22 protein-coding genes are annotated in these 25,996 nt (G+C 70.2%); 11 read left to right on the top strand and 11 right to left on the bottom strand.

Annotated elements, in window-relative coordinates:
- Window positions 1-18: 18 nt before the first annotated feature.
- The 9 genes from ACW5DW_RS05655 to ACW5DW_RS05615 all read right to left on the bottom strand — a co-directional run bounded on the left by ACW5DW_RS05655 (window position 19) and on the right by ACW5DW_RS05615 (window position 13,133).
- Window positions 19-1,971 carry a hypothetical protein gene (locus ACW5DW_RS05655; RefSeq protein WP_457017781.1) on the bottom strand — a complete coding sequence of 651 codons (1,953 nt, stop codon included), beginning with the start codon at window positions 1,969-1,971 and terminating at the stop codon, window positions 19-21.
- Complete coding sequence (locus tag ACW5DW_RS05650) at window positions 1,968-4,160, bottom strand: hypothetical protein (protein WP_457017780.1); 2,193 nt, start codon at window positions 4,158-4,160, stop codon at window positions 1,968-1,970. The genes ACW5DW_RS05655 and ACW5DW_RS05650 overlap by 4 nt, the downstream gene beginning before the upstream one ends.
- The gene (locus tag ACW5DW_RS05645; RefSeq protein WP_457017779.1) at window positions 4,157-5,308 is read right to left on the bottom strand and encodes a BatA domain-containing protein; all 1,152 of its coding nucleotides are present in this window, start codon (window positions 5,306-5,308) and stop codon (window positions 4,157-4,159) included. The genes ACW5DW_RS05650 and ACW5DW_RS05645 overlap by 4 nt, the downstream gene beginning before the upstream one ends.
- On the bottom strand, window positions 5,305-6,204 hold the full coding sequence (locus ACW5DW_RS05640; protein WP_457018413.1) for a DUF58 domain-containing protein: 900 nt from the start codon (window positions 6,202-6,204) through the stop codon (window positions 5,305-5,307). Before ACW5DW_RS05640 ends, ACW5DW_RS05645 begins: the two co-directional genes overlap by 4 nt.
- Before the next feature lie 11 nt (window positions 6,205-6,215).
- On the bottom strand, window positions 6,216-7,214 hold the full coding sequence (locus ACW5DW_RS05635; RefSeq protein ID WP_457017778.1) for an AAA family ATPase: 999 nt from the start codon (window positions 7,212-7,214) through the stop codon (window positions 6,216-6,218).
- A gap of 181 nt (window positions 7,215-7,395) precedes the next feature.
- Entirely contained in the window at window positions 7,396-8,109 is a 714-nt protein-coding gene (locus ACW5DW_RS05630; RefSeq protein ID WP_457017777.1) for a DUF4159 domain-containing protein, read from the bottom strand.
- 228 nt (window positions 8,110-8,337) lie between these two features.
- Complete coding sequence (locus tag ACW5DW_RS05625; protein WP_457017776.1) at window positions 8,338-9,672, bottom strand: TldD/PmbA family protein; 1,335 nt, start codon at window positions 9,670-9,672, stop codon at window positions 8,338-8,340.
- Between the two features lie 18 nt (window positions 9,673-9,690).
- Window positions 9,691-11,325, bottom strand: coding sequence for a TldD/PmbA family protein (locus tag ACW5DW_RS05620; RefSeq protein WP_457017775.1), 1,635 nt, complete (start codon window positions 11,323-11,325; stop codon window positions 9,691-9,693).
- Window positions 11,326-11,498: 173 nt separating this feature from the next.
- Window positions 11,499-13,133 (bottom strand): TldD/PmbA family protein, encoded by a 1,635-nt coding sequence (locus tag ACW5DW_RS05615; RefSeq protein ID WP_457017774.1) that lies wholly within the window; start codon window positions 13,131-13,133, stop codon window positions 11,499-11,501.
- Window positions 13,134-13,306: 173 nt separating this feature from the next.
- On the opposite strand from ACW5DW_RS05615, the gene ACW5DW_RS05610 reads away from it, so the two are divergent.
- The 6 genes from ACW5DW_RS05610 to ACW5DW_RS05585 all read left to right on the top strand — a co-directional run bounded on the left by ACW5DW_RS05610 (window position 13,307) and on the right by ACW5DW_RS05585 (window position 20,227).
- Window positions 13,307-15,121, top strand: a complete 1,815-nt coding sequence (locus ACW5DW_RS05610; RefSeq protein ID WP_457017773.1) for a DUF885 domain-containing protein — start codon at window positions 13,307-13,309, stop codon at window positions 15,119-15,121.
- Between the two features lie 284 nt (window positions 15,122-15,405).
- Complete coding sequence (locus ACW5DW_RS05605; RefSeq protein WP_457017772.1) at window positions 15,406-16,227, top strand: helix-turn-helix domain-containing protein; 822 nt, start codon at window positions 15,406-15,408, stop codon at window positions 16,225-16,227.
- A gap of 85 nt (window positions 16,228-16,312) precedes the next feature.
- The gene (locus tag ACW5DW_RS05600; protein WP_457017771.1) at window positions 16,313-16,738 is read left to right on the top strand and encodes a VOC family protein; all 426 of its coding nucleotides are present in this window, start codon (window positions 16,313-16,315) and stop codon (window positions 16,736-16,738) included.
- Window positions 16,735-17,571, top strand: coding sequence for a DUF72 domain-containing protein (locus ACW5DW_RS05595; RefSeq protein WP_457018412.1), 837 nt, complete (start codon window positions 16,735-16,737; stop codon window positions 17,569-17,571). The genes ACW5DW_RS05600 and ACW5DW_RS05595 overlap by 4 nt, the downstream gene beginning before the upstream one ends.
- A 319-nt stretch (window positions 17,572-17,890) precedes the next feature.
- Window positions 17,891-18,874 carry an aldo/keto reductase gene (locus ACW5DW_RS05590; RefSeq protein WP_457017770.1) on the top strand — a complete coding sequence of 328 codons (984 nt, stop codon included), beginning with the start codon at window positions 17,891-17,893 and terminating at the stop codon, window positions 18,872-18,874.
- A 9-nt stretch (window positions 18,875-18,883) separates the two neighbouring features.
- Window positions 18,884-20,227 (top strand): NTP/NDP exchange transporter, encoded by a 1,344-nt coding sequence (locus tag ACW5DW_RS05585; protein WP_457017769.1) that lies wholly within the window; start codon window positions 18,884-18,886, stop codon window positions 20,225-20,227.
- Window positions 20,228-20,286: 59 nt separating this feature from the next.
- On the opposite strand, the gene ACW5DW_RS05580 is transcribed toward ACW5DW_RS05585, so the two are convergent.
- Window positions 20,287-21,183 carry a DMT family transporter gene (locus ACW5DW_RS05580; RefSeq protein WP_457017768.1) on the bottom strand — a complete coding sequence of 299 codons (897 nt, stop codon included), beginning with the start codon at window positions 21,181-21,183 and terminating at the stop codon, window positions 20,287-20,289.
- Window positions 21,184-21,284: 101 nt separating this feature from the next.
- Between ACW5DW_RS05580 and ACW5DW_RS05575 the strand changes: the two genes are divergently transcribed.
- The 5 genes from ACW5DW_RS05575 (at window position 21,285) to ACW5DW_RS05555 (ending at window position 25,303) form a co-directional block, all read left to right on the top strand.
- Window positions 21,285-22,199: a LysR substrate-binding domain-containing protein gene (locus ACW5DW_RS05575; RefSeq protein ID WP_457017767.1), complete on the top strand. Its 915-nt coding sequence runs from the start codon at window positions 21,285-21,287 to the stop codon at window positions 22,197-22,199.
- Window positions 22,200-22,260: 61 nt separating this feature from the next.
- A complete protein-coding gene (locus tag ACW5DW_RS05570; protein ID WP_457017766.1) occupies window positions 22,261-23,202 on the top strand; it encodes a DMT family transporter in 942 nt (313 codons plus the stop codon).
- Between the two features lie 81 nt (window positions 23,203-23,283).
- Complete coding sequence (locus ACW5DW_RS05565) at window positions 23,284-23,811, top strand: RNA polymerase sigma factor (protein WP_457018411.1); 528 nt, start codon at window positions 23,284-23,286, stop codon at window positions 23,809-23,811.
- A gap of 17 nt (window positions 23,812-23,828) precedes the next feature.
- Window positions 23,829-24,503 (top strand): hypothetical protein, encoded by a 675-nt coding sequence (locus ACW5DW_RS05560; protein ID WP_457017765.1) that lies wholly within the window; start codon window positions 23,829-23,831, stop codon window positions 24,501-24,503.
- 71 nt (window positions 24,504-24,574) lie between these two features.
- Entirely contained in the window at window positions 24,575-25,303 is a 729-nt protein-coding gene (locus tag ACW5DW_RS05555; protein ID WP_457017764.1) for a hypothetical protein, read from the top strand.
- Between the two features lie 102 nt (window positions 25,304-25,405).
- On the opposite strand, the gene ACW5DW_RS05550 is transcribed toward ACW5DW_RS05555, so the two are convergent.
- The gene (locus tag ACW5DW_RS05550) at window positions 25,406-25,924 is read right to left on the bottom strand and encodes a DUF4019 domain-containing protein (RefSeq protein WP_457017763.1); all 519 of its coding nucleotides are present in this window, start codon (window positions 25,922-25,924) and stop codon (window positions 25,406-25,408) included.
- Window positions 25,925-25,996: the final 72 nt, after the last annotated feature.

Here is a 25,996-nt window from a genome sequence, read left to right as displayed (position 1 = left end):
CCACGGCATTATCAGCCGTCATCCCGGCGAAAGCCGGGATCCATTGTGCTTTCCCGCAAGCAGCGGAGCAGGATCAAGATGGATCCCGGTGTTCACCGGGATGACGGGGGACCTCCCCCCGTCTACCGGCCCGCTCGCCGCCAGGCCCACGCGCGAGCGCTCCAGCCACCAGGCGAGCCCGGCCAGCAGCAGCCACAGCAGGAACCATGGCCATGCCGGCCCAGGCTGACCTGGAGCCCGCACTGGCGAAGCAGACGTGGTCTTCGCGTCTGTCTTCGCGTCTGTCGCCGATGGAGACGCAGCAAGTGCAAGCGTGGCATCGCGCAGCGCGGCAAGGCGCATGGGTTCGTCCGCGTCGGCGGCAGCGACATGGAACCACCGCTGCGCATCGTCCAGCCGCAGCTGGTGCCAGCCGTCGACGCTCGGCCAGATGCCGGCGCAGCTGCGGCTGCCGCTTGCCGGGTCGACGAGCGGCCGCAACACGCTGCCGTCGGCTACCTCGACGGTCGCGCCGGGCGGCCAGCCACAGACGCTTATCCGCTCGCCAACCCGGGCGCCTGCATCGATCACCGGTAAGTTGTCGGTACGCGCCCGCGCAAGCGTGGCGACGACCGGGCTCCAGATATCGTCGTACAGATCCGCGCGGCCGTGCAGCGGCAGCACGTAGCTGTCGAGCAGGGTCCACAGGCCGATCCGACCGCGTCCCTCGGCGCGCCACCAGCCAGGCGGCATTCCGTCGCCGGGCGCGAACGCGACGGCCTGCTCGCCCTGCACGCGCCATCCGCGCCGCGCGAGCGCAGGCAGCGGCGCCTGCGCCTGTTCCAGGTCGAAGGGCGCGTCGCGGCTGCCGCTGCCGAGCCGTGCACGCAGCGCTGGTTCGTCATCCACCCGCGCAGGCGGCAGCGCCCAGGGCGCACTGCCCGCGCCGCCGGCGATCGTGAAGCCCTTGCCGTTCACGCCGCGCAGCGACGCCCCGGGCAGCGTGGTATCGGCGCGCAGCAGCAGCCCCATGCCTGCGCGGACCGAAGCCAGGACGCGGACGCGGCCACCCTCGCCCAGGCCGGACCAGGCGCGCGCGTCGGCGATCACCAGATCGGCTTCGGCCAGCGCCGCCTCGCCCAGCGGCGCGGAACCCAGCTGCAGGCCGCCACCCAAGGCGATGCAGGCCTGCACCTGCGCGTCGGCATCAACCAGCCAGCGCCGCAGCGCGCGCGTTTCCGGACCGGGTGCGCCGGCCAGCAACAGCACGCGCGGCGGCGTGGCCGCTTCGATCCACAACGGCGCAGCGACCTGCGAGAGCGTCGCGCCATCCGCATCGACAAGGCGCAGCTCGAACCGCGCCGCGCCGGCTTCCATTGCGATGCCGCGCACCAGGAAACGACCGTCGTCATGCAGCGGCACGGCATCGACGCGTCGACCAGCCGGATCGCGCAGCTCGATGTTGCCGGCAGCAACGGCCTCGACCTGGCCGGCGATCGCGAAACTCGCGCCACGGGTCACGCGTTGCGGCATCGCCAGGTGCACGATGCCCGGCGTCAGTGGCGGCGGCGCGAACGCGATCGACACCGTGCGCGCGGCATCACGGTCGCGCGCGGTCAGGCCCGCACCCAGCACCTGCACGCGCGTGCTGCCGGGATGCCGGCGCAGCGCGGTGGCAAGATCGGGCACGCGCGGCACGTCACCGGCCTCGCCCGCTTCCGGCAGCGCCAGCACGATGCCATCCGCGCGCGCGGCGTCCGCAGCGCTCGCGCCCTCGGTGAGCAGCACCAGCGCGACGGGATCGACGTCGCGTTGCGGCGGAAACAGCGTCAGGTACAGCGCGCCCGCCAGCAGCGGCTGCAGGACCAGCAGCGCGAGCAGGCGCCAGGCGCGCGGCCCGCGCGGATCAAGCCTGTGCGCGTGCCACAGCCGCACCGCGCCCGCGACCACCGCTAGCGCCAGCACCAGCAGCACCCACTGCTGCAGGTTCATGGCGTGTCCTCGCTGGCGTGCAGCGCATCGAGATAGCGGCGCGACATGGCATCGTCCGCGCGCGGTGCGAACCCGCCGGCCGGGCGCGGCATCGCGCTCCACAGCAGGCCGCGCAGCGTTTCGCGACAGCTGTCGCAGCCCGGATCCTGGCGCAGTGCGTCGATGGCGGCGATCCAGGCGAGCGGGTCCTCGAGCCGGTCGCGGCCTGCGTCGGCCCAGGCCTCCAGCCCGTCGAGCGTGGCCGGCAGCGTGTCCGCCGGCGCGCCCTCCAGCGATTGCCAGGCGGCCTCCAGCGCGTCCTCGCCTGCGGGCGCGGTGAGTGCCGGCAGCGGGCGATTGCGCAAGCCGCTGCGATCACCGCCCAGGCGGCGCGATTCGTCGATCGGCGGCAGTTTCGTGCCCACCCGCTGCAGGTAGATGCGCTCTGCCTGCTGCACCTGCTTGATCAACTCCAGCGCGCGATGGGCGTACGGCAGCGCTTCGCCGGGCGCGGCCTGGCGCAGGTGCAGTTCGGACTGCCACATCTCACCGAGGGCCTTGCGCAGGGTTTCCCGCGTTTCCGGATCGAGCAGGGTCGCAGCCTCGGCGATGTCGTGGGTGTGGCCGAACTGCTCGAGCACGTTACCCACGGTGCCGAAGCCACCGGGTTGCGCGGCGCCGGGCTCGCCGTGATCGTGGCCGTGTTCCTGTTCCGGTCCATCGTCCTTCGCGTGCGCACCGTCCGCATCATCCTCATGCCCGTCGGCGGCCGGCAGGTCGCTGGTGGGCAGGTCGCTGGTCGGCAGGGCGTTGTCGCCCTCGCTCTCCTCGCCGAGGAACTGGCCGTAGCGCAGGCGCAGCAGGCGCTGGTCGACGCCGATCAGGTCCGAGCGTCGTTCGAACTCGTCGCTGGCGAGCCGCGCCTTCTCCTTCAGCAGCGCTTCGGCGTCGATGATGATCTGGCGCTGGCTGCGGAAATACGCCGGCAGCACCTGCCGCGCGAGCCCGTCCAGGCCTTCGGCGCCAAGCACCGGCTCCGGCGGCCAGCGCAGGATCACGCTTGCGCTGCGGGTGAGCTGCGGCTGTGGCGCGCGGTTGTCGGTCACCTCCAGCCGCGCGACCAGGTCCTCGCCGCGCTGCAGGCCGAAGTCCGACGGCTGCAGCCGCACCTCGAAGCGTTTGCTGCGCGCGTCGCCGCGGCCCTGCAGCACGCGCACGTGGTCGTGGAAGCGGATGTTTTCGCCAGTGCCTTCGGTGCGCGTGACCAGCAGGCGCGCGCGCGCGGCCACGCCATGATCGTCGGTAGCTTCGAACTGCAGCTGCCAGTCGCGCTGGCCTGGGGCCAGCAATGTCAGGCCGCGCTCGGGCAGCAGGACGCGCACGCGCGGCGGCTGGTCGGGGATCGCATCGAGGCGGTGCAGCGGCAAGGAGCCTGCATCAGCGACACTGGCAGGCACCACGCGATACAGCGTGGAGGCCTGCAGCACGTGGTCGGCGATCCAGGCTTCGCCTTCCCGCCGCAGTGCGATGCGCTCGCCGTCATGGAAGACCAGCTCGACGGCTGCGGGCTGCGGCGCGTAGCGCAGCATCCACTGCAGCGTGCTGCCGGCGGGCGCCTGGGCGTCCAGCGATTGCGTTGTCGCGGGAGCCAGGCCGGTGTAGCCGGGCGGCTGCACCTGCAGCGACTGCGCCAGCAGGCGCGGCTCTTCCGCCGCCTGCGCGCTGCGCAGCGGAATCGCCGCGGCGACGGACGACGGGCGCGATGCCGGCCACAGCGCAACGAAGATGCACACCGCCACCACCGCCAGCCATGCGATGGCGATCGCACGTATCGACCACGATGGGCGCAGGTCGGGCGCGGGACGCTCGCGCAGGCGCTGCTCGAGGCGATCGCGCTGCAGGCGCTGCAGCGCCGACAGCGACGCCGGGTCTGCGAACACAAGCGCGCTGCTGTCGTCGAGGTCGCGACGCGACGCATCCAGTCGCCGCGCCAGCCAGCTGCGGTTGAAGCGGCGCAGCCGCTGCACGACCGATGCGACGATCGCGAGCAGCGCCAGCGTGGCCACGGCGAGTGCAGGCGTCGTCCCAGCCCAGCGCCACAGCAGCGCGGCCAGCGCGAACGGCAGCGGAAGCCAGGCAAGCAGCGCATCGAGCGCGATGCGGCGGCGGACGCGGCGCAATACCTGGTCGAGCGCGGCAGTGGCACTCATGCGGCCGCTCCGCGCCGGCGCGACGTCGCCAGCCAGCGCTCCAGCAGTGCCAGCAGCGCGATCGCAAGCGCAAGCCAGGGCCTCAGGTCCAGCGGCACCGGCGCCATCGCAAGCCCGCCCGTGCCGGGCACGTAATCGGCCGCGGCAACCGCGGTCGGCGCGGGTGCGGGCTGCAGCAGCTCACGCAGCGCATGCGGGAACGTCGGCTCGAGCAGTTGCGGCATCGCCCCGGGTGCAAGCGCGTGCGCCAGCTGCAGCAACCGGCCCTTGCCGGCCTGTGTCGCATGCACAAGCGGATCGCCATCGTCGTCGCGCCAGACAGCCACCGGCGCACTGCCGCCCGCAATCTCCGCATCAGCCGGCAGCAGCACCTGGCCGCCTGCCTGCGCCCAGTGCAGGACATCGTCCGGCAGCGGTCCTGCATGCATCCACGCCAGGACCTCGGCGTTCTCCGCGGGCAGGTTCGTGGACTCGGCCGCATCGATCGTCGCGTCCTCTGCGTCCGCCCACGCCAGCGCCGCCGCGCGCAGGTAGCGCACCCCGTCACGATGCGCGACGTCGTGCCGGATCGCGATCTTCGGCGCCTTGTCCGCCATCGGCTCGGGCCAGGCGCCACCGGCGGCGATCCGCCACTCGACTTGGCGCGTGAGCTGCAGGCGCGCTGCATCCGCACCGGTCATGCGCTCAGGCACCAGCACCGCGAGCGGCGCAGCCGTCGGCAGCGTCGCGTCGAACTCACGCAGCAGGCTTGCGCTCGCGAAGTCGCCCAAGGGCGCGGCCCCGTCCAGCGCTGGAAAGCCGGGCGCCAGCCAGCGCGCATCCACCTCCGGATCGGCGCGCGCGGCCAAGAGCATCGCGTCATCGACACCGGGCGCCACCAGCAGGCGCGGGCGCTTGTCCTCGACGCCCAGCAGTGCGGGCTGCGCGAGCAGCACCGCCAGCAGCGCCACCAGCAGCAGGCGCACCGCAAGCAGCCAGGGTTCGTCGATGCGGACCCGCCGCCGCGGCCGCGGCCGTGCGCGCAGCCAGCGCAGGGCGGCGAACACGGTGGGCCGCTGCTGCTGGCGCTTTGCAAGATGGATCAGCAGCGGCAGCGCCAGCGCTGCGAGCGCGGCCAGTCCGGCAGGCAACAGCAGCATCGGATTCATGCGTCCGCGCCGCCCGGGCCCGCCGCGAACAACTGGTGCAGCGGCTGCAGCAGCGGTTCGTCGAGCACGTGCACGGCGTGGCGGATGCCGGCCTGGCCCAGCCGCGCATGCAGGGACCGCTGCGCCTCGCCAAACCGAGCGAGGAATTCCGTGCGCAGCGCGCGTGCGTCGCCGGGCATCGCCTCGCCGGTTTCCGGATCGATGAAGCGGCGTCCGTCGTCGAACGGAAAGTCGCGCTCAGCCACGGCCAGCAGCTGGATTGCCAGCACTTCGCGGCGTGCGGCAGACAGCCGCGTCGCAAGGCCGGGCACCGCCGGATCGAGGAAGTCGCCCAGCACCACCACCAGGTCGTCGGCGGCGATGCGATCCCAGACCGGGCGCAGGCGTGATTCATCGGGCACGCCGCCACCGGCGCGGATGCGTGCGAGCTCGAACAGCAGCCGCTCGCGCTGGCGGCTGCCCGCCGCCGCAGGTACGAAGGACAGCGCATCCTCGCGCAGCGCGATCAGTCCAACGCGATCGCCCTGGCGCAGCGCAACCTCGGCGATGCAGGCCGCCAGCGCCTTGCCCGCATCCAGGCGCGACCAGTCCGGCCGCGTCTCGTCTGCCTGCGTCATCGAGGCGCTGGCGTCGAGCATGATCCACACCGCAAGCGGGCTGTCGCGCTCGGCCTCGCGCACGAAGAATCGGTCGCTGCGCGCGTACAGCTTCCAGTCGATGCGACGCGGCTCGTCGCCCGGCTCGTAGCTGCGGTACTGCGAGAATTCCAGCCCCGCGCCCTTGTCGCGGCTGCGGTGCTGGCCGCCGCCGCGCAGCGCACTGCTGCGCCGCGAAGCAATGCGCAGCCCGCGCAGTTGCGCGCGCAAGCCCGGCGTGACGGGATCCCAGGCCACGATCGTCGCGACGCTCAGGCGCCCGGATACGGCACGTCGCGCAGCAGCGCGGCGATCACTTCGTCCGGACGCCGCCCTTCCGCTTCGGCCGCAAACGACAGCAGCAGGCGGTGGCGCAGCACCGGCGCGGCCAGCGCCAGCACATCCTCGCGCGTTGCGGCGAGGCGCCCGTGCAGCAGCGCGCGCGCCTTCGAGGCCAGCACCAGTGACTGGCCGGCACGCGGTCCCGCACCCCACTTCACGTAGTCACGCACCACCTGCGGCGCAGCCTCGCCAGGGCGCGTCGCGCGCACGATGCGGGTGATCCACGCCAGCAGTTCGTCGCCCACGTGGACCTCGCGCACCAGCACCTGCAGCGCCAGCACCTCCTCGCCATCCATCACCCGCGGCACCTGGGCGACATGGCTGGACGTGGTCTGCGCGATGATCGCGCGCTCCTCGTCCTCGCCCGGATAGTCGAGCGCGATATGCAACAGGAAGCGGTCGAGCTGCGCCTCCGGCAGCGGATACGTGCCGGCCTGCTCGATCGGGTTCTGCGTGGCCAGCACGAAGAACGGCGCGGGCAGCGCGTGGGTGACGCCGGCGAAGCTGACGGTGTGTTCCTGCATCGCCTCCAGCAGCGCGGCCTGGGTCTTGGGCGGCGTGCGGTTGAGCTCGTCGGCCAGCAGCAGGTTGGTGAACACCGGCCCCTGCTGGAAGCGGAAGTGGCGATGGCCGGTGCCGTGGTCTTCCTCCAGCAGCTCGGTGCCAAGCAGGTCGCTGGGCATCAGGTCGGGCGTGAACTGCACGCGCCGGAACTGCAGTTCCAGCGCCTGGCCCAGGGTGCGCACCAGCAGGGTCTTGCCCAGGCCAGGCACGCCCTCGAGCAGGCAGTGGCCGCCGGCCAGCAGGCCGGTGAGCAACTGCTCGACGACTTCGTGCTGGCCGACGATCGCGGTGGCGATGGCGGCGCGCAGCTCGGACAGGCGCGAGAGGCGCGACTGGATGTCCGGTTCGGTGAGGGTCGTGGTCATGGGCAATCCGGTGGGTACCAAAGCCCTCCCCTTCAAGGGGAGGGTTGGGTGGGGATGGTGTGAATGGATTGACACGGCCGGATCCGGCGCACGCATCCGGAACACCATCCCCACCCCGGCCCTCCCCTTGAAGGGGAGGGAGAAGAGTGCGGCAGATTCCTGCGCCGGACGCTCGACCTGCTCATGCGGTCAGCGCATACACCACGATATTGACCGCGAACTTCGTGTTGTCCTCGGCCAGGAAGCGCTTGTTGCGCCAGTCGTAGTCCCATTCGCAGCCGTAGTCCTTGTTGCTGTAGAGCACGCCCAGGCGGCCGTCGATGCTGATGCCCTTGAGGTAGTCGTGCACCAGGTCGTCGCCCCATCCGTTGAGCTCGTAGCTGGTCGCCGGCGGCCCGTCCGGGAAACTGAAGAAGCTGCTGTAGAGCGGATGCCGGTTGGGCAGCTTCGCCAGCGCGCGCGCACCGAAGATCGATGCCATCTGCGCCTCGAACGATTTGGCGAACAGCCCGTCGATGTCGTGGTTGCAGTCGTCGACGAACACGAAGCCGCCATTGCGCAGGTAGCGCTCGAAGTTGCGCCGCTCGGCCGGGTTGAACTCGACCAGCTTGTGCCCGGCCAGGTAGCAGAACGGCGCCGACAGCATCTTCGGATCGGCCAGCTCGACCACGTGCTCCCTGGGGTCCACGCGCAGGCCGGTGTAGTCGATCAGCGAGGTGATCATGTTCGACGGCATGCGCTCGTCGACGTCCCAATCGCCCGAGTCGTACTTCAGACGCGTGAACCAGAAGTCGTAGCTGGCCGCGCCCGCGGCATGCGCGCCGGAGGACTTCGTGGCCAACCAGGCGCCGGCGGCAGCGCCGAGGCCCAGGCGCAGGAACTGCGCGCGGTTCATGGGCGGGAAGCTCCCGTCCCTGAAGGCGCGACAGGACTGGCCGGAATCTGCGGATGGTGCGATGAAGTGGACATGCGATAAGCGTGTTGCGACCCTGCCCCCACCCCAACCCGTCCGGCCCGGCGCAGCGCGCTGGTCGTTCGGGCGGCCTGCACGGCGGTGCCGCGCAAGCAGGCCACCCTCACCCCCCGCGCGCGGGGGAGGGAGCACGGTGCTTGCGACGCTGCGTCACACCGCGTCGGACAGCGAGGTGAAGGTGAAATCGCGCAGGCGCATCGGCGGGATCATCATCGCGAAGCGCGATTCATCGCCACTCACCCGCACCGGCTTGCCGAGTTCGTCGATGTTGTTGAGCATGATCACCGGCGATTCGTTGAAGCGGAAGTTCTTGACCGGATGCCGGATCCGCCCGTTCTCGATGTAGAACGTGCCGTCGCGGGTCAGGCCGGTGAGCAGCACGGTCTGCGGATCGACCATGCGGATGTACCAGGTGCGCGTGACCAGGATGCCGCGCTCGGTCTCGCGCACAAGGTCGGCGGTGGACTTGGTGCCGCCGGACATGATCAGGTTGCCCGGCGTGGCCACCGCTTCGCGCCCCTGCTGCTGCGCCCAGTAGCGCGAATACAGCATGTTGGCGATCTTGCCGTTCTCGATCACCGGCATGCGCTTGCGCGCCATGCCCTCATCGTCCCAGGGCAGGACCGGGGCGTTCGGATCAGCCGGATCGGCCCAGATGTTCACGCGCGGGTCGTAGACCTGCTCGCCGAGCTTGTTGCCGCCGCCCTTCTTCGACAGGAAGCTGCGGCCTTCGTCGGCCTGGCGCGCGTCGAAGAAGTACATCATGAACGAGATCAGGCCGGCGGCCGCGTGCGGCTCCAGCACCACGGTGTACTTGCCCGGCTCCAGCGCCTTGGCCTCGGCCGATTCGCGCGCCTTGCGTATGGCGATGGCGACGTCGCGCCCGGCGTCGAGCTGCGAGACGTCGGTGACGTTGCGCCCCACCCAGCCCGAACCGCGGCCGTCTTCGGTGCGTACCGTGCAGGTGTAGTCCGCGCCGGTCGAGGTCTGGTAGCCGAAGTTGCCGTTGCTGTTGGCGATCGCGGTGAACGAGCGACTGTCCTCGAGGAAGCCCGCCGCCACCAGCCCGGCCGGGCGGCACGGGGCGATCGAATCGGCCGCCACCTGCGCGCGGTACTCCGGCGTGATCGCCGCAGTCGCAGCGTTGTAGGTGCTGGTCGGGGCGTAGGTCTGCTTGTCGATGGCCGGCACGAACTCCGGGTTTTCCGGCGCCAGCCGAGCCAGGTCCTCGGCGCGGCGCACCACGCGTTCAAGCGAAGCGTCGTCGAACTCGTTGATGGTCGCGGTGCCCACGCGCTTGCCGAACGCGACCGACACGCCCAGCTCGACGTTGTCGACGATGCCGCTGGTGGACACGTCGTTGAGTGCGAAGCGGATGTTGCCGTTGTTGCCGCCCGACAGCGTGGCGGTGCATTCATCGGCCTTGGACAGCGCGATGACCTTGTCGAGGATGGCCTTGGCTTCGGCTTCGGTGAAGATGCTCATGGTGTTCTCCTGTGCCGGTCAGCCGAGCGAACGGGCGGTGTTGATGACGTTGATGCCGTTGAAGCGTGCGGTACTGGAACCGTGCGAGACCGCCGAGACCTGGCCCGGCTGGCCCTTGCCGTCGAAGAACGACCCGCCCAAGCGGTAGTCGCTCTCGTCGCAGACCGCGGCGCACGCGTTCCAGAACTCCGGCGTGCGGATCTGGTAGGCCACGTCCTCGACCATCCCGGTGATCTTCCCGTCCTTGATCTCGTAGAACAGCTGGCCGCCGAACTGCGCGTTGTAGCGCTGCTGGTCGATCGAGAACGAGCCGTCGCCGATGATGTAGATGCCGTTCTCGACGTCCTTGACCATGTCGGCCACCGACAGCTTCTGCTTGCCCGGCGCCAGCGACACGTTGGCCATGCGCTGGAATTGCACGCTCGACCAGGAGTCGGCGTAGCAGCAGCCGTCCGACTCGGTCTTGCCGCCGATGTGCGCCTGGTCGCGGATGGTCTGGTAATCCACCAGGGTGCCGTCCTTGATCAGGTCCCAGCGCTTGCACTTCACGCCCTCGTCGTCGTAACCGACCGCGCCGAGGCTGCCGGGCTGGGTCTTGTCGGCGAAGATCGTGACGCCGTCGCTGCCGTACTGGAACTTCGATTCGCGCTTGTCGAGCGTGGCGAAGCTGGTGCCGGCGTAGTTGGCCTCGTAGCCCAGCACGCGGTCGAGTTCGAGCGGATGCCCCACCGATTCGTGGATGGTCAGCCAGGTGTGCGAGGGATCGAGCACCAGGTCGTACTTGCCGGCCTTCACCGACGGCGCCTTGACCTTCTCCTGCGCCTGCTTCGCGGCCGCGACCGCGTCCTCGACCATGTCGTAGGACTGGCCGTAGTTGACCACGCCGTTGGGCGAGACGAACTTCTGCGAGGCGTCGCCGTCGAGGTACTCGTAGCCCAGCCCCATCGGCGCGGACAGGCCGTCGCGGGTGCGGAACTTGCCGCTGGCCTTGTCGATCGCGGTCACCGTCATCGGCGCCCAGATGCGATGCACGTCCTGGTCGATGTAGGAGCCGTCGGTGGAGGCGAAGTACTTCTGCTCGTTGACCAGGAACAGGGTCGAGTTGACGAAGCTGGCCCCGGCATTGGTCGCCGCCGCGTTGACCGACAGCAGCAGGTCGACCTTGTCCTTGAGCGGCACTTCCATCGCGTTGCGGCGGATCGGCGTCTTCCACGCCACCTCGCCGTAGCCCGGAGCGGGCGCCAGCTGCACCGGCGCGGCCTGCACCCTGGCATTGGCCTTGGCGATCGCGGTGGCACGGCGCGCGGCCTCGGCCACCGATTCGGTGGTCAGGCCGTTGGTGGCGGCGAAGCCCCAGGCGCCGTCGGCGATCACGCGCACGCCCACGCCGGTGGACTCGGTGTTGACCACGTTCTGCACCTTGTCCTCGCGCGTCATCACGAACTGGCGCAGATAGCGGCCGATGCGCACGTCGCAGTAGCTGGCGCCGGCCGAGCGCGAAGCCTGCAGGGCGGCGTCGGCAAGCTGCTTCTTGATCGCGACGTCGAGGGTGGTGACGAGTTGCTCGGCGGCGATCGCCTTGCCGAGCCATGCAGGCAGCGCCAGGCCGCCCATGCCGAGGCCGCCGAGGGCCAGGAAATCGCGTCGTTGCAAGGCCGTATCTCCGTTGTCGTGTCCGCGGCGCTGGCGCCGCGGCTCCGGGTCGCGCGGCGCGCCGGAGGGAATCCCGATTCTCGACGCGACGGTGCGCGTGCGCAAATGACTTTCGGCAGGGTCAAGGTGTCCGCCGCCACGGAAGCGGCCGCGCGGTGGCAAATTTTTGCGTGTCAGCCCAAGGAACGCGCCGTGTTGATCACGTTCTGTCCGTCGAAGCGCGCGGTGGACGAACCATGCGACACCGCCGACACCTGGCTCGGCTGGCCCTTGCCGTCGAAGAACGACCCGCCCAGGCGGTAGTCGCGCGCGTCGCAGATTGCCGAACACGCGTTCCAGAACTCGGGGGTGCGGATCTGGTAGGCGCCATCCTCCACCAGCTCCTGCACCTCGCCGTTGCGGATCGCGAAGAACAGCTGGCCGCCGAACTGCGCGTTGTAGCGCTGCTGGTCGATCGAGTACGAGCCGCGGCCGTGGATGTAGAGCCCGTTCTCCACGCCGCCAATCATCTCCTGCACGCTGAGCGGCACCTTGCCCGGCGCCAGCGAGACGTTGGGCATGCGCTGGAACTGCACGCTCGACCAGGAATCGGCGTAGCAGCAGCCGTCCGATTCGGTCTTGCCGAGGATATGCGCCTGGTCACGGATCGACTGGTAGTCGACCAGGACGCCGTCGCGCACCAGGTCCCAACGCTTGCACTTCACGCCCTCGTCGTCGTAGCCCACCGCGCCGAGACTGCCCGGCTCGGTCTTGTCGGCGCTGAAGTTGACGATGTCGCTGCCCCAGCGGAACGTGCCGCGCTTGTCGAGCGTGGCGAAGCTGGTGCCGGCATAGTTGGCCTCGTAGCCGAGCACGCGGTCGAGTTCCAGCGGGTGGCCAACGTTCTCGTGGATGGTCAGGAACAGGTTGCTCGGGTCGACAACCAGGTCGTACTTGCCGGGCTTGACCGAGGGCGCCTTCAGCTTTTGCTGCGCCTGCCTGGCCGCGGCGATGGCGTCGGCGCGCATGTCGTAGGACTTGCCGTAGGCGACCACGCCGCCGGGCAGCTCGAAGCGTTGCGACGGATCGGCGTCGAGGTACTCGTAGCCCAGGCCCATCGGCGCCGACAGGCCGTCGCGGGTGCGGAACTTGCCGCTGTCCTTGTCGATCGCCGTCACCGTGAACGGCACCCAGATCCGGTGCACGTCCTGGTCGATGTAGGAGCCGTCGGTTGAGGCGAAATACTTCTGCTCGTTGATCAGGAACATGCGCGAATTGACGAAGCTCGCACCCGATTCCAGCGCGGCCGCATTGACCGACAGCAGCAGGTCGAGCTTGTCGCCGATCGGCACCGCCATGCCGTTCTTCGCGATCGGCGTGCGCCACGCCACTTCGCCCACGCCGGGCGCGGGCGCCAGCCGCACCGGTGCGGACTGGATGCGCGCGTTGGCCCGGGCGATGGCCACCGCCTGGCGTGCTGCATTGGCCACCGCATCGGGATCGAGCCGGCTGGTCGCGGCGAAGCCCCAGGCGTCGCCGGCGATCACGCGCACGCCCACGCCCACCGACTCCTCGTTGGCCACGTTGAGCACGAGCGCCTCGCGCGTCATCAGCGACTGGCGCAGGTAGCGCCCGATCCGCACGTCGCAGTGGCTGGCGCCAGCGTCGGTCGCGGCCTGCAGGGCGGCATCGGCCAGCCGCTTCCTGGCGACGGCGTCGACCGGCGCGAGCAGCTGCTCCGCCGCGATCGCGCGGCCCATCAGGAGCGGCGGAAGCATCGCGCCGCCTGCGGCGAGGCCGCCGAGGGCCAGGAATCCACGTCGCTGCATCGTCTTCCTCCGTCATCCGGACAACAGTCGCCAGCATAGTCGGCGCCGTTCTCGCCGCAGGCATGACTTCCGACACGTTCGCCGCCGGCAAGACCGTGCCCCGCGCAGGCACGTCCGCACCGGCCTCGCCACTGCCGCTATGCTGCCGCATCACACTTTCACGCCGGACCACGATGCGCCCTTCCCTGCTTGCAGCCGCACTCCTTGCCGCGACCCTTGCCGCGTGCGGCGGTGACCGCGCGCCCGCGGCCGACGCGGCTACCACGCCCGCCAGCGACGCTGCCCAGGCATCGCAGGCCGACGCCCGCTTCGCGCAACTGTCGCAGCGCTACCTCGACCAGGCCCTCGCGCTGACGCCGGTCGCCGCCACCCAGATCGGTGATCACCGCTTCGATGCCGAACTCGACGACCTGTCCGCCGCCGGCCGTGCGAAGGCCGACGATTTCAACCGGCGCATGCTGGCCGAACTCGACGCGATCGAGCTGGCCACGCTCTCGCGCGAGAACCAGGTCGACGCGCGGATCCTGCGCAACCAGCTCCAGTACGCGCTGTGGAACGAGGGCACCCTGCAGGGCTGGGCCCGCGATCCGCAGATCTACAGCGGCCTGGCCGGCGGCGCGATCTACGGCCTGATGGCGCGCGAGTTCGCGCCGCTGCCCGAGCGACTGGCTTCGGCCACGGCGCGGATGGAAAAGATCCCGGCGCTGCTGGCGCAGGCGCGCGAAAACCTCGACCCCGCGCGCGTACCGCGCACCCACGCCGAGACGGTCGCACAGCAGAACCGCGGCGTGCTCAGCCTGGTCGACACCTTCATCACGCCCAACGCCGGCCTGCTGCAGGGCGCCGACCGCGAACGCCTTGACGCCGCAGTCGCAACCCTGCGCACCGCCGTCGACGAACACCAGCGCTGGCTGGACGAAACCCTGGTGCCGAACGCGAAGGGCGAGTTCCGCGTGGGCGCCGAACTCTACGACCAGCAGCTGCAGTTCGCGCTCAACTCCTCGCTCACCAGGCAGGAAATCCGCCAGCGTGCCGAAGCCGAACTGGCGCGGATCCGCGACGAGATGTACACGGTTGCGCGCGGCGTGCTTGCCGACAAGGCCGGTGCGCCGGCCACGCCCGACGCGCCGACCGAAGAACAGAAGCAGGCCGCGATCGAGGCTGCGATGGAGTTCGCCTACGAACAGCGGCCGGCACGCGACCAGGTGGTGGACTTCGCGAAGCACACGCTGGAAGTGGCGACGCAGTTCGTGCGCGAGAAGGACATCGTGACCGTGCCGGACGATCCGGTGAAGATCATCCTGATGCCCGAGTTCCAGCGCGGCTTCTCGGTTGCCTACTGCGATTCGCCCGGCCCGCTCGACAAGGGCCTGGATACCTACTACGCGATCTCGCCGATCCCGGACGGGTGGGACGGAAAGCAGGTGGACTCGTTCCTGCGTGAATACAACAACTACATGATCCACGTGCTGTCGATCCACGAGGCGATGCCGGGCCACTACCTGGAGGGCGTGCACTCGTCCGGGCACCCGTCAACGCTGCGAGCCGTATTCCGCTCCGGCCCGTTCGCCGAAGGCTGGGCCGTGTATACCGAGCGCGTGCTGGCCGATGCCGGCTACCTCGACAACGACCCGCTGTTTCGCCTGATGCAGCTGAAGTTCTACGCACGCTCGGTCGGCAACGCCATCCTCGACCAGGGCCTGCACGTGGACAACTGGACCAAGGAGCAGGCCATGGACCTGATGGTGCGCCAGACCTTCCAGCAGCAGAGCGAGGCCGACGGCAAGTGGGTACGCGCGCAGCTCTCGTCGACCCAGCTGGCCACCTACTTCGTCGGCGCGCAGGAGCACTTCGACGCGCGCAAGGCGGCCGAGGCCAAGGCCGGCGACGGCTTCGACGTGAAGGCCTACCACGACGGCATCCTCGCCCAGGGCGCGCCGCCGGTGCGCTTCGCACGCCAGCTGCTGCTGGACGAGCCGATCGAGTAACTCTCCTCCAGCACCTGCTTGCGGCCTTCCCGATCGCCGCCAGGCGCACGCCGCGCCTGGCGCGATGATGGGGATTCGGGCTGGCGGCGTTCGACCGCTCCCTCGATGCGCACGGGGATGCGATCGGGCACCGCTCGAGCCATGTCGAGGTGCCGCGCGAACGGGGCAGCGACGCACAGGTGGGCCTGCGGATCGATCCTGCTGCGTAGGGAGGCAACCGGGGCGCCTGCCCTGCACGCCGGTGAGCGCCGCGTGCGTTACCCTGCGCACGGACCCGCCGAGGCATGGCCATGGGATTGATCGTCGTCGCGCCGGCTGCACCGCTGTCGTCGCTTGTCGCGTCGATCTGGGATTGCGACCTGCCGCGGCAGCCGCATGGCTTCGACCGCCTGCTGCCATCGGCACGGGCGCAACTGGTGATCAACCTGGACGAGGACGAGAGCCGCGTCTACGACGAGGCGCTGCGCTGCACGCGCAATGCGGGCGCCGCGCTCGACGCACCGTCCTCCCGCAGTTGCCTGATCGATACGGCCGAGCAGGTCCGCGTTGTCGGCGTCGTGTTCCATGCCGGCGCGGCGGCACCGTTCTTCCGCCAACGCATGGACGCCATCGCCAATGGCCACGTCGATCTCGACGCGATCGCGGCGGGCGAAGCCGCCCCGCTGCGCGAACGCCTGCTGGCGGCGCCCGATGCCGCCGCGCGCCTGCACATCCTCGAGCATTGGTTGCTGCGCCATGCCGGCGCGACTGCTGCGCATGTGCACCCCACGGTCGCGCACGCGCTACGCCTGATCGAGGCCGCGCCCGGCGTGCAGCGCATCGACGACATCGCCGCGCAATGCCGGCTGTCTTCGCGGCGGTTTGGCGAGCTGTTTCGTGAGCAGGTGGGACTGTCGCCCAAGCGCCATGTGCGCCTGCAGCGCTTTCATGCCGCGCTGGCGGCCGCACGCGCCGGTGGGCGCATCGACTGGGCGGGCCTCGCCGCCGACGGTGGCTTCCACGACCAGGCGCACCTGGTGCACGAGTTTCGCGCCTTCTCCGGGATGACACCTACCAGTTGGATGGCTCGGCGCGGCGAGTGGCAGCGACACGTGGCGCTGCCATGAGTGCCGGAATCTACAAGACCCCGACGCGTGGACGCGCCAGATTGCCCCGGCGCCCAGACGCGCGACCTGTCCACACGAGGACCTTATGAGCAACGCCGCCAACACCACCAGCACCATCATTCCCTGCTTGCGCTACCGCGACGCACCCGCTGCGATCGACTGGCTGTGCCGCGCCTTCGGCTTCGAGAAGCACGCGGTGTACGCCGACGGCGACACCGTGCGCCATGCCCAGCTGACCTTCGGCAACGGCATGGTCATGCTCGGTTCGACCGGCAACGACAGCGAATGGGGCCGCCAGATCGCGCAGCCCGACGAAACCGGACTGCGCGAGACCCAGAGTCCCTGCGTGGTCGTGCGCGACGTCGACGCGCACTACGCACAGGCAACCGCCGCGGGCGCGCGCATCGTGCAGGACATCGCCGACCAGGGCTACGGCGGCCGCGGCTATTCCTGCCGGGATCCGGAAGGCCATCTGTGGTGGTTCGGGAGCTACGACCCGTGGGCAGCCTGAGTCTGGACCTGCCCGGCGACGGGGTGCCCGCCGTCGACGGCATCCGCGTCGGCATCGGTGGCTGGACCTATGCGCCCTGGCGGGACAACTTCTACCCCAGGGGCCTGGTCCAGCGTCGCGAGCTGGAGTACGCCAGCCGCGAGCTCTCGGCGATCGAGATCAACGGGACCTACTACGGCGCGCAGAAGCCGGCGACGTACGCGAAGTGGCGCGACGAAACGCCGCCCGGTTTCGTGTTCACCGCGAAGGCGCCCAAGCGGATCACCCAGTCGCGCGCGCTGGACAGGGCCGGCGCGCAGGTCGAGGACTTCGTGGGCGACATCGCCGAGCTGGGCGATCGCCTGGCTGCGCTGGTGTGGCAGTTCGATGCCGGCACCCGCATCGATCGTGCGGCGTTCGGCGCGTTCCTCGAACTGTTGCCTCGGCAGGCCGGCGGCCGGCCGCTGCGCCATGTGCTGGACGTGCGCGACCATGCGTTCGTCGATGCGGAATACATCGCCCTGGTCCGTCGCCACGGCATGGCGACGGTCTTCACCGATTCGGATGAACATCCGAGCTTCGCCGACGCCACCGCTGACTTCATCTATGCGCGGTTGATGCGCTCGCGTCCCGGGATTGCGTCCGGATACCCGGATGCCGAGCTGCATGCGTGGGCGGCACGCGTGCGCACCTGGGCCGGGGGAGGAACGCTGGACGAGCTGCCCATGCTGACCGCGCCGGATGTTGCGCCGCGCAGGCGCGACGTGTTCGTCTTCTTCATCGCTGCGGCGAAGGAGCGCAATCCCGCCGCTGCAATCGCCCTGCTCCGGATGCTGGGCGCGCGACGGGACTGATTGCGTTCACGGGCCTTCCCGCCTGCTCCTTCCCCCGCTTGCTCCTTCCGCGTTTGCTCCTTCCCCTGCTTGCGGGGAAGGTTGGGATGGGGGTGCGCGCCAAAGGCGCGCGTGAATCGCCGTGGCAACCTGCCTGCCCCCACCCCAGCCCTCCCCCGTTCCGCGAGGGAGGGAGCAGAGGGCGTCGCGCGCGCGGCCAGGGAGCAGGAACATTCGCGGCGGATGCCTGCCCCGTCACTGGATTCACATGGCCACTTGTGCCTACCCTGCCGCGCATCGACGCGCCTGTCCTGCCCGCCCCGTCACGAGGAGTCCCGTCATGACCAGCCGCCGCGATTTCATCGCTACTGCCGGCCTCGCCGCCACCGGACTGGCGCTTGTCCCGCTCGCCGCCTGCAGCCAGGAGATGCCGGACCCGGCCTCGCCACGCCCACGTGAGAAGCCCACCGGCGCCATCGCCGACATCGTGCCGCTCGGCGGCGCCCTGCTCACGCGCGCCATCCCATCGACCGGGGAGGCGATTCCGGTGATCGGTGTCGGTACCTCCGGCAGCTACGAGGTGCCGCTGGACTCGGCGGAGTTCGATGCGCTCAAGGACGTCTTGAAGGTGTTCTTCGAGGGCGGCGGTAGCCTGATCGACACCTCGCCCAACTACACCAACGCAGAGGACGTGGTCGGCGCCCTGCTCGCGGAGGGCGGCTGGCGCGAACGCTGCTTCCTCGCCACCAAGCTCGCTGCCGACAGCCGCGCCGAACTTGAGGCGCAATGGGCGGATTCGCTGCGCCGCCTGCGTACCGACCGCGTCGAGCTGCTGCAGGTCCACAACCTGCGCAACATGGCCGAGGCCATGCCCTACGCGCGCGAACTCAAGGCCGAGGGCCAGGTGAAGTACATCGGCATCACCCATTACCTCGAGCGCGGCCATGCCGACACCGCGCGGCTGATGCGCGCGGAGAAGCCCGACTTCGTGCAGATCAACTATTCGGTCAACGCGCCGCAGGCCGCGCAGAGCATCTTCCCGCTTGCGCAGGAGCTGGGCATCGCGGTGATCGTCAACCGCGCCTTCGACGACGGCAAGCTGTTTGCCGCCAGCCGCGACAAGGCGCTGCCCGACTGGGCGGAAGAAGTAGGCGTGGGTTCCTGGGCGCAGATGTTCCTGAAGTTCGCGGTAAGCCATCCGGCGGTGACCGCGGTGATCCCGGCCACCGGCAAGCCCGAGCGCCAGGCCGACAACCTCAAGGGCGGCATCGGCCCGCTGCTCGACGAGGCGCGGCAGGCCGAGCTGGTGGCGATGTTCACCTGATCGATGGCAATGCGCGAGCGGATCTCCGACCTGTTCAACCTGCGGCGCGGCGAGCTCGCGCCGGTGCTCATCGCCGGCGCGTTCTTCTTCTGCATCCTGACCGCGCTGATGATGCTGCGCCCGGCGCGCGACGCGCTGGGCATGGAGCGCGGCATCGACAGCGTGCGCTGGCTGTTCATCGGCACCGCCCTGGTGACGCTGGCGGTCAATCCTCTGTTCGGCTGGCTGGTCGCGCGCCTGCGACGGCTGCACTTCATCAGCGCGACCTACGTGTTCTTCGCGCTGAGCCTGGTCGGGTTCTGGTCGCTGCTGGCGTTCGCGCCCGGGGTGGTGGGTGCGCGCAGCGGACAGATGTTCTACGTCTGGTTCAGCGTGTTCAACCTGTTCGTGACCATGGTGTTCTGGGCGCTGTTGGCCGATCGTTTCTCCAGCGACCAGGGCAGGCGGTTGTTCGCGCTGATCGCGGTCGGCGGCACCCTGGGCGCGATCTTCGGGCCGTGGCTGGCGTCGCGCCTGGCCCAACCGCTGGGCACGCCGAGCCTGCTGCTGATCGCGGCCGGCTTCCTGCTGCTTGCGGTCGGCCTGGCCTGGGCGCTGGTGCATGTGCGTCCGGACCGCCGCGCGCCCGCTGCGGACGCGGCACCGGCAGCAGCCACCATCGCGCAGGAAGAGCAGCGCATCGGCGGCAGCGCCTGGGCCGGGTTGCGCGCGGTGTTCTCCTCGCCCTATCTGATGGGAATCGCCGGCTACGTGCTGACGATGACCATCGTCGCGACATTCATCTACTTCACCCGCCTGCAGATGGTGGCCGCCGCCGAAAGCGACCTCGACGCGCGCACCAGCCTGCTGGGCAACATCGACATGTGGACCCAGGTGGCGGTGCTGCTGCTGCAGCTCACGCTGACCGGACACATCATCCGCCGCTTCGGCCTGGGCTTCGCGCTGGCGGCGCTGCCGGTGGCCACCGCGCTCGGCTTCGTCGGGCTGGCGATCTACGGCTCGTTCGCCGTGTTGATCCTGCTCGAGGCCATGAACCGGGCGGTGCAGCGCGGCCTCACCCGCCCTGCGCGCGAGGCCCTGTTCACCGTGATCGGCCGCGAGGACAAGTACAAGGCCAAAGCCTTCATCGACACCTTCGTGTACCGCGCCGGCGACGTGGTGGGCGCACAGGTCGAGGGCGTGCTCGGGCGCGTCGGCCTGGCGTTGGGCGGGCTCGTCACCGTGGTCGTTCCGCTGGCGCTGTTCTGGGCGATGCTCGGGATCTGGCTCGGGCGCGCGCAGCAGCGACGCTCCGGAGGCAGCGCAGACGGGGTGCCGGCCACGTCGCGTGAGACCGGGGATTCAGCCGCCTGAGTCGGGAGACGGGACGCGCTTGTTCGCTTCCATGAAGTCGAACTGCACGCGCTTCTGGCTCATCGCACCCGCCCCTGGCTGAAGGCCACGCTGCCCAGGATCAGGGCGCCCGCGAGTGCCATCGTCCAGGTCAGCGGTTCGTCCAGCAGCCACCAGGCCCAGGCGACGCCGAACAGCGGCACCAGATAGGTGACGGTGGACGCGCGGCTGGCGCCGACGCGCGCGATCAGCCGGTAGTACATGACGAAGGCGATGCCCGTGCACAGCACGCCGAGCATTGCCGCCGACAGCCAAGAGGCCAGCGGCAGCGGCTGCGCCGGCCAGGTGGCGATCGCCAGCGGCAGGGTCATCAGCGCAGCGACGCCAAGGGTGGCCGAGGCCACCGCGGCCGGCGGCAGGCCGGTCAGGTGGCGGCGCACCAGGTTGATGCCGAGGCCGTACAGCAGCGAGGCCAGGGCACCGGCCAGCGCGGCCGCACCCACGCTCATGCCCGCGACCTTGCCGCTGGCGAGAACGACCACGCCGGCGAAACCGGCCAGCAGCGCCACCGCACGTCGCGTGCCGATGCGTTCGCCGAAAAACAGGAAGCCCATCAGCGCGGTGAACAGCACGGTCATCGCATTGGCTATCGCGCCGATGCCGGCCGGCGCGCGCTGCGCCGCCCAGGCGAACAGCAGGAACGGCACCGCCGAGTTGATCGCGCCGATCAGCGCCAGCTTCGGCCACAGGCGCAGCGGAAACTGCCCGCGCGCGCGCCACAGGAACGGCAGCAGCACGATCGAGCCGAGCGCAAGGCGCACCTCGACCAGCGGCGCGGCCCCGAAGTCCGGCGCGGACACCCGCATGAACAGGAACGACGCGCCCCAGATCGCGCCCAGCACGCACAGCTCGAGCGGCGTCAGCCATGCCGCCTCTGCGCGCGGCGCCGTTGCCGCAGTGACGTTCTGGCAGGACATGGCGGCAATCTCTCTGTGGTGAGCGGTGGATTGTGCTTGTCCGCCCGACAGGCACAAGCGCATACTTTTTGGCCAAGGCACAAACGGGATTTGTGGCTCGCATGACACTGCGCTCCGACCTGCTGCCGGCCTTGGTCGCGTTCGAATCCGCGGCCCGGCACCAGAACTTCGCGCACGCCGCCGAGGAGCTCCACCTCACCGCGAGCGCGGTCAGCCACCACGTGCGCAAGCTCGAATCGCGCCTGGGGGTGGCCCTGTTCCAGCGCCACGCACGCGGCGTTTCGCTGACCGCGGAAGGCCGCCACCTCGCCGACATCGCCAGCGGCGCGATCCACGACCTCGACGGCGCCATGCAGGACCTGCGCAGCCGCGATGACGCGCGCACGGTGCGCATCACCACCCTGCACTCGCTGGCCTACACCTGGCTGATCCCGAAGCTGCCTGCGTTCGCCAGGGCGCATCCCGACCTGCGCCTGCGCGTGGACACCGAGATTGCGCTGACCCGCCTGGACGATGTCGGCCCGGACCTTGCCATCCGCCACGGCCCGGGGCGCTGGCCGGGGCTGGCCGCGATCCACCTGATGGACGAGACGCTGTTCCCGGTGGCTGCGCCTTCGCTGCCGGGAATGGCCGATGTCGCATCGCCTGCCGACATCCTGCGCCTGCCCCTGGTCGCCGACCTGTCCCACCAGGGTTGGCACGACTGGTTCCGCGCCAACGGCGTGCGCAGCAGCCGCATCGACGAGCAGTTCATCTTCAGCGACAGCACCGACATGCTGCGCGCCGCGGCGATCGGGCTGGGCGCCGCGCTGGCGCGCGAACGCATCGTCGCCCCCTGGCTCGCAAGCGGGCAGCTGCAGCGCCTGCCCGGTGCGACGATGCCGGGCCGATACGCCTACCACATCGTCTATCCGGCGCACCGGCGGCCGCGCGCGGCGGTACAGCGCGTGATCGACTGGCTGGCTGTGCAGCCGCCTGGACCGGAGCCCGCGCCAGCGACCGCCGGGCGCGGCTGAAGAGCGTGACGTTTGCGCGGCGCGGAGGCATCCTGCCCGCCCGTCACCCGACCCCGCTTCGATGACCCCCAGCGCCCGCGCCCACTGGCAGATCCACCTGTGCGTCGTGCTGTGGGGCTTCACCGCGATCCTCGGCAAACTGATCACGCTGCCGGCACTGCCGCTGGTGTGGTGGCGGATGGGCCTGGTGGTGCTGGCGCTGATGCTGGTGCCGCGGGTGTGGCGCGGACTGCGCGCGCTCTCGCCGCGGCTGCTGCTCGCCTACTCGGGCATCGGCGTGCTGGTGGCGCTGCACTGGCTGACGTTCTATGGCGCGATCAAGTTGGCCAACGCCTCGGTGGCGGCGACCTGCATGGCCCTCGCCCCGGTGTTCGTGGCGCTGATCGAACCCAAGCTCGCGCACCGCCCCTTTTCCATGCGTGAGCTGGCGCTGGGCGTGCTGGTGCTGCCAGGCGTGGCCCTGGTGGTGGGCGGGGTGTCGGCCGACATGCGCGTGGGCATCGCAGTCGGAGGCTTGTCTGCGCTGTTCGTGGCGGTCTTCGGCTCGCTCAACAAACGCCTGGTCGAGCATGCCGATCCACTGACGGTGACGGCGGTCGAACTCGGCGCCGGCACCATCGCGCTCACCCTGCTGGCGCCGCTGATGCCGCATCTGTTCCCGGTATTCGCCGGGCCGCTGCTGGCACTGCCCTCGGCCAGCGACGCACTGTGGCTGCTCCTGCTCGCAGGTGCCTGCACCTTGTTTCCGTTCGCCCTCTCGCTGGTGGCGCTGCGCCACATCAGTGCATTCTCCGCGCAGATGGCGGTCAACCTCGAGCCGGTCTACGCGATCATCCTGGCCATGCTGCTGCTGGGCGAGCAGCACGAGCTGACGCCGATGTTCTACGCAGGCGTGGCGGTGCTGCTGGTCGCGGTCTTCGTGCATCCGCTGCTGCATCCGCAGCGCCGGATCGACCACCCCGAGGTGCTGGGAACGTCGGAGGCCAAGGGCATCATCGAATGAATCGACCCTCGCGGATGTGACAAACCCTGCCCCGCCGCGTATCACCCCGGCATGACAGGCACATTCTCCCGCAGCCGCGACATGGACGACGCGCCAACGGCCGACGCCCCGGAAAGCCATTTCGACGCGTTGCTGCAGCAGCATCGCGGCATCGTGCTGAAGGTGGCCAACAGCTACGCGTACGCCGCCGAGGACCGCGCCGACCTCGCCCAGGACATCGCCGCACAGCTCTGGCGTGCATGGCCGGGCTACGACCCGTCGCGCAGATTCTCCACCTGGATGTACCGGATCGCGCTCAACACCGCGATCTCGTGGCTGCGCGGCGAAAGCCTGCGCCGCCGCCACGCCGTGCCGCTCGACGAGAGCGTGCACGAACCCGCCGACGAGGGCTCCGACAGCCACGAGAATGCCGAGCGCCTGCGCCTGCTGCGGCGCTTCATGGACACACTCGACCCGCTCAACCGCGCGCTGCTGGTGCTGTACCTGGAGGAGCGCAGCACCCGCGAGATGGCCGAGGTCCTGGGCCTCGGCGAAAGCAATGTCACCACCCGGATCAGCCGCCTCAAGCAGCGGCTGCGCGACTGGGCCGCCGCCGGCGGCTGGCGCTGACACCCCACTGCAGACAGATGGACACGACCATGGAACTCGACGAACTCAGGCAGGCCTGGCAGACCCTGGGCCACCAGCTGGAGCGCCAGCAGGACCTGCAGTGGCAGCTGCTGCGCGAACATCGCCTGGACCGCGTTCGCGGCCAGCTGCGACCGCTGCTGTGGGGCCAGGTGCTGCAACTGCTGCTCGGCATCGCGCTAATCATGCTGGGCGTGGCCTGCTGGACGCGCAACACCGACGTGCCCGGCCTGCTGGCCAGCGGCCTGCTGGTGCATGCAGTCGGGTTGATGACGGCGGTGATGGCGGCAATGACGATCACCTTCTCCGCAAGCATCGACTATTCGGCGCCGGTGCTGAGGATCCAGAAAAAGATGGCGACGCTGCTGCGCCTGCAGGCGCTCAACTCCGGCCTCTGCGGGGCCCCGTGGTGGATCATGTGGCTGCCGGTGGTGCTCGCGTTCGCGGGCCTGGGCGAAGTCGATCCTGCAGCGGGCACACCGGCATGGATCGCCGCCAGCCTCGCCGTCGGTATCGCCGGCCTGCTCGGCACCTGGGCTTGGGCGGCGTGGAGGACAAAGCGTGCGGGTCGCGCCTCTGCCGATGGCACCGGCTGCCGCAGCAACGACGGCAGCGATGGCATCCGCCGCGGCCAGCGCCTGCTCGATGAGCTGGCACGCTTCGAACGCGAATGAGGCTGCGCGCGTCGGACTGCCGCGCAGGGGCGCGTATCATCAAGGTTGCATCGACAGCCGACGCACCACGCATGCCCGTAGTTTCCAGCGCCTGCGCAAGCCGCCCTGCCGCAACGCGCCTCGCCTGCCTGCTCGCCACGTGCCTGCTCCCCGCATGCGCCGACCGGGCACCCGCCGACTCGGCAACGTCAGCGACCACCACGCCCACGCCGGCCACGCTCAGCTGCATGCCGGGCGCGCTGGTCTCGCTGCAGCTCCCGCTGCGTGAGGGGTTCGCGCTGGCGCACGACGATCCCGGAATGGGCGCCGCGGTGGGCCGCTGCGTGCTGTCGCTGTTCGGCACGCGCACGCTGAAATCGCCGGCCGCGTTCGACCGGGCCTACGGCAGGGTTTTCGCCTACCACGAAGAGGACGGCACGCTGGACCTGCGTGCGCTGTCGCCTGCGCAGCTGCAGCTGTTCCGGGTCGGCTCGACGACGGCGGCCGATGTCTGGCTGCTGCGCACGGATATTGGCACCATCCTCGAGCCCGCGCATCGCGACGTGCTGTTCACCGCCGGCCGCGTCGACGGCGCGCTCGTCGACCATCTGCTGGTCGGATCGATGGGAATCCTGTACCGCCGCGACTACGACATCGAGTCGGCCGATGCGTTCGCGATCATCGAGGACACGGGCCGTGGTGCCGAGATCGGACCGGGCTACCGCGCAAGCTACCGGGTCGGGGACGACGGACGCTACTCGCTGGTATCGGGCGAGGTCATTCCCGTGCCCGGCACCACGGAACCGGCAAGTCCGCCGTAACGCCCGGGAGACATCGCGGCGCACGATCCGGAGCGGCGCGGACGGCGCCATCCTCACCGATGAGAAACGACGCGCCGTCATCCGGCGCGTCGTGCACCGGACTCAGCGCAGGCTGTAGCCCGACACCCGCCAGACGCGGTCTTCGTCGAGGCGGAACGACACCAGCTCGCGCACCGGCTGCGCGTTGCTGGCGAAGGTCGTCGCCGAACGCACGTTGATGTAGAGGCCCTCGGGCACCTGCTGGCCGGCGCGGAACAGCGAGCGGCTCACTTCCGGCGTACCGCGCGAGGACACCGCGCCCAGGCGGTTGCGGTCGATCGTGACCTGCTTGATGAACTCGTCGCGCGAGACCATCTGCTTCATCGCGGCAGACGCACCGTCCCAGACCTCGCCGACGCGGTTGCCATCGACCATCTGCAGCACCTGCAGCGCGGCCTGGGTCATATCCGCATCCTGCTTGGCCAGCGCGGCGCGCTGCTCGGGCGTGAGCTGCTCCATCGCCGGCTGCTGCGCCGCTGCGGGCTGCGCGGCCGGGGCCGGCTGCGACGCGGGCTGCTGGGCCAGGGCGCTGCCACACAGGGCCAGTGCGGCGATGGTCGAAAACAGGCGCAGTCTGTTCATGGTCGATCAGGCCTTGCGTTGGGGTCGGGCGACCGAGTGTACGCCAGCGCCGGGCCGGCTCCAGGGGGTCCG

The sequence above is a fragment of the Luteimonas sp. A482 genome, from assembly GCF_054072655.1.
The sequence above is the reverse complement of the archived record's forward strand: the minus strand, read 5'-3'. Positions and strand labels throughout refer to the sequence as shown.

Excerpts from the sequence above, each read along its gene's own strand:
- ACW5DW_RS05655 (WP_457017781.1), bottom strand. The coding sequence starts at position 1,971 with ATGAACCTGCAGCAGTGGGTGCTGCTGGTGCTGGCGCTAGCGGTGGTC.
- ACW5DW_RS05650 (WP_457017780.1), bottom strand. The coding sequence starts at position 4,160 with ATGAGTGCCACTGCCGCGCTCGACCAGGTATTGCGCCGCGTCCGCCGC.
- ACW5DW_RS05645 (WP_457017779.1), bottom strand. The coding sequence starts at position 5,308 with ATGAATCCGATGCTGCTGTTGCCTGCCGGACTGGCCGCGCTCGCAGCG.
- ACW5DW_RS05635 (WP_457017778.1), bottom strand. The coding sequence starts at position 7,214 with ATGACCACGACCCTCACCGAACCGGACATCCAGTCGCGCCTCTCGCGC.
- ACW5DW_RS05630 (WP_457017777.1), bottom strand. The coding sequence starts at position 8,109 with ATGAACCGCGCGCAGTTCCTGCGCCTGGGCCTCGGCGCTGCCGCCGGC.
- ACW5DW_RS05625 (WP_457017776.1), bottom strand. The coding sequence starts at position 9,672 with ATGAGCATCTTCACCGAAGCCGAAGCCAAGGCCATCCTCGACAAGGTC.
- ACW5DW_RS05615 (WP_457017774.1), bottom strand. The coding sequence starts at position 13,133 with ATGCAGCGACGTGGATTCCTGGCCCTCGGCGGCCTCGCCGCAGGCGGC.
- ACW5DW_RS05610 (WP_457017773.1), top strand. The coding sequence starts at position 13,307 with ATGCGCCCTTCCCTGCTTGCAGCCGCACTCCTTGCCGCGACCCTTGCC.
- ACW5DW_RS05605 (WP_457017772.1), top strand. The coding sequence starts at position 15,406 with ATGGCCATGGGATTGATCGTCGTCGCGCCGGCTGCACCGCTGTCGTCG.
- ACW5DW_RS05600 (WP_457017771.1), top strand. The coding sequence starts at position 16,313 with ATGAGCAACGCCGCCAACACCACCAGCACCATCATTCCCTGCTTGCGC.
- ACW5DW_RS05590 (WP_457017770.1), top strand. The coding sequence starts at position 17,891 with ATGACCAGCCGCCGCGATTTCATCGCTACTGCCGGCCTCGCCGCCACC.
- ACW5DW_RS05585 (WP_457017769.1), top strand. The coding sequence starts at position 18,884 with ATGCGCGAGCGGATCTCCGACCTGTTCAACCTGCGGCGCGGCGAGCTC.
- ACW5DW_RS05580 (WP_457017768.1), bottom strand. The coding sequence starts at position 21,183 with ATGTCCTGCCAGAACGTCACTGCGGCAACGGCGCCGCGCGCAGAGGCG.
- ACW5DW_RS05575 (WP_457017767.1), top strand. The coding sequence starts at position 21,285 with ATGACACTGCGCTCCGACCTGCTGCCGGCCTTGGTCGCGTTCGAATCC.
- ACW5DW_RS05570 (WP_457017766.1), top strand. The coding sequence starts at position 22,261 with ATGACCCCCAGCGCCCGCGCCCACTGGCAGATCCACCTGTGCGTCGTG.
- ACW5DW_RS05565 (WP_457018411.1), top strand. The coding sequence starts at position 23,284 with ATGGACGACGCGCCAACGGCCGACGCCCCGGAAAGCCATTTCGACGCG.
- ACW5DW_RS05560 (WP_457017765.1), top strand. The coding sequence starts at position 23,829 with ATGGACACGACCATGGAACTCGACGAACTCAGGCAGGCCTGGCAGACC.
- ACW5DW_RS05555 (WP_457017764.1), top strand. The coding sequence starts at position 24,575 with ATGCCCGTAGTTTCCAGCGCCTGCGCAAGCCGCCCTGCCGCAACGCGC.
- ACW5DW_RS05550 (WP_457017763.1), bottom strand. The coding sequence starts at position 25,924 with ATGAACAGACTGCGCCTGTTTTCGACCATCGCCGCACTGGCCCTGTGT.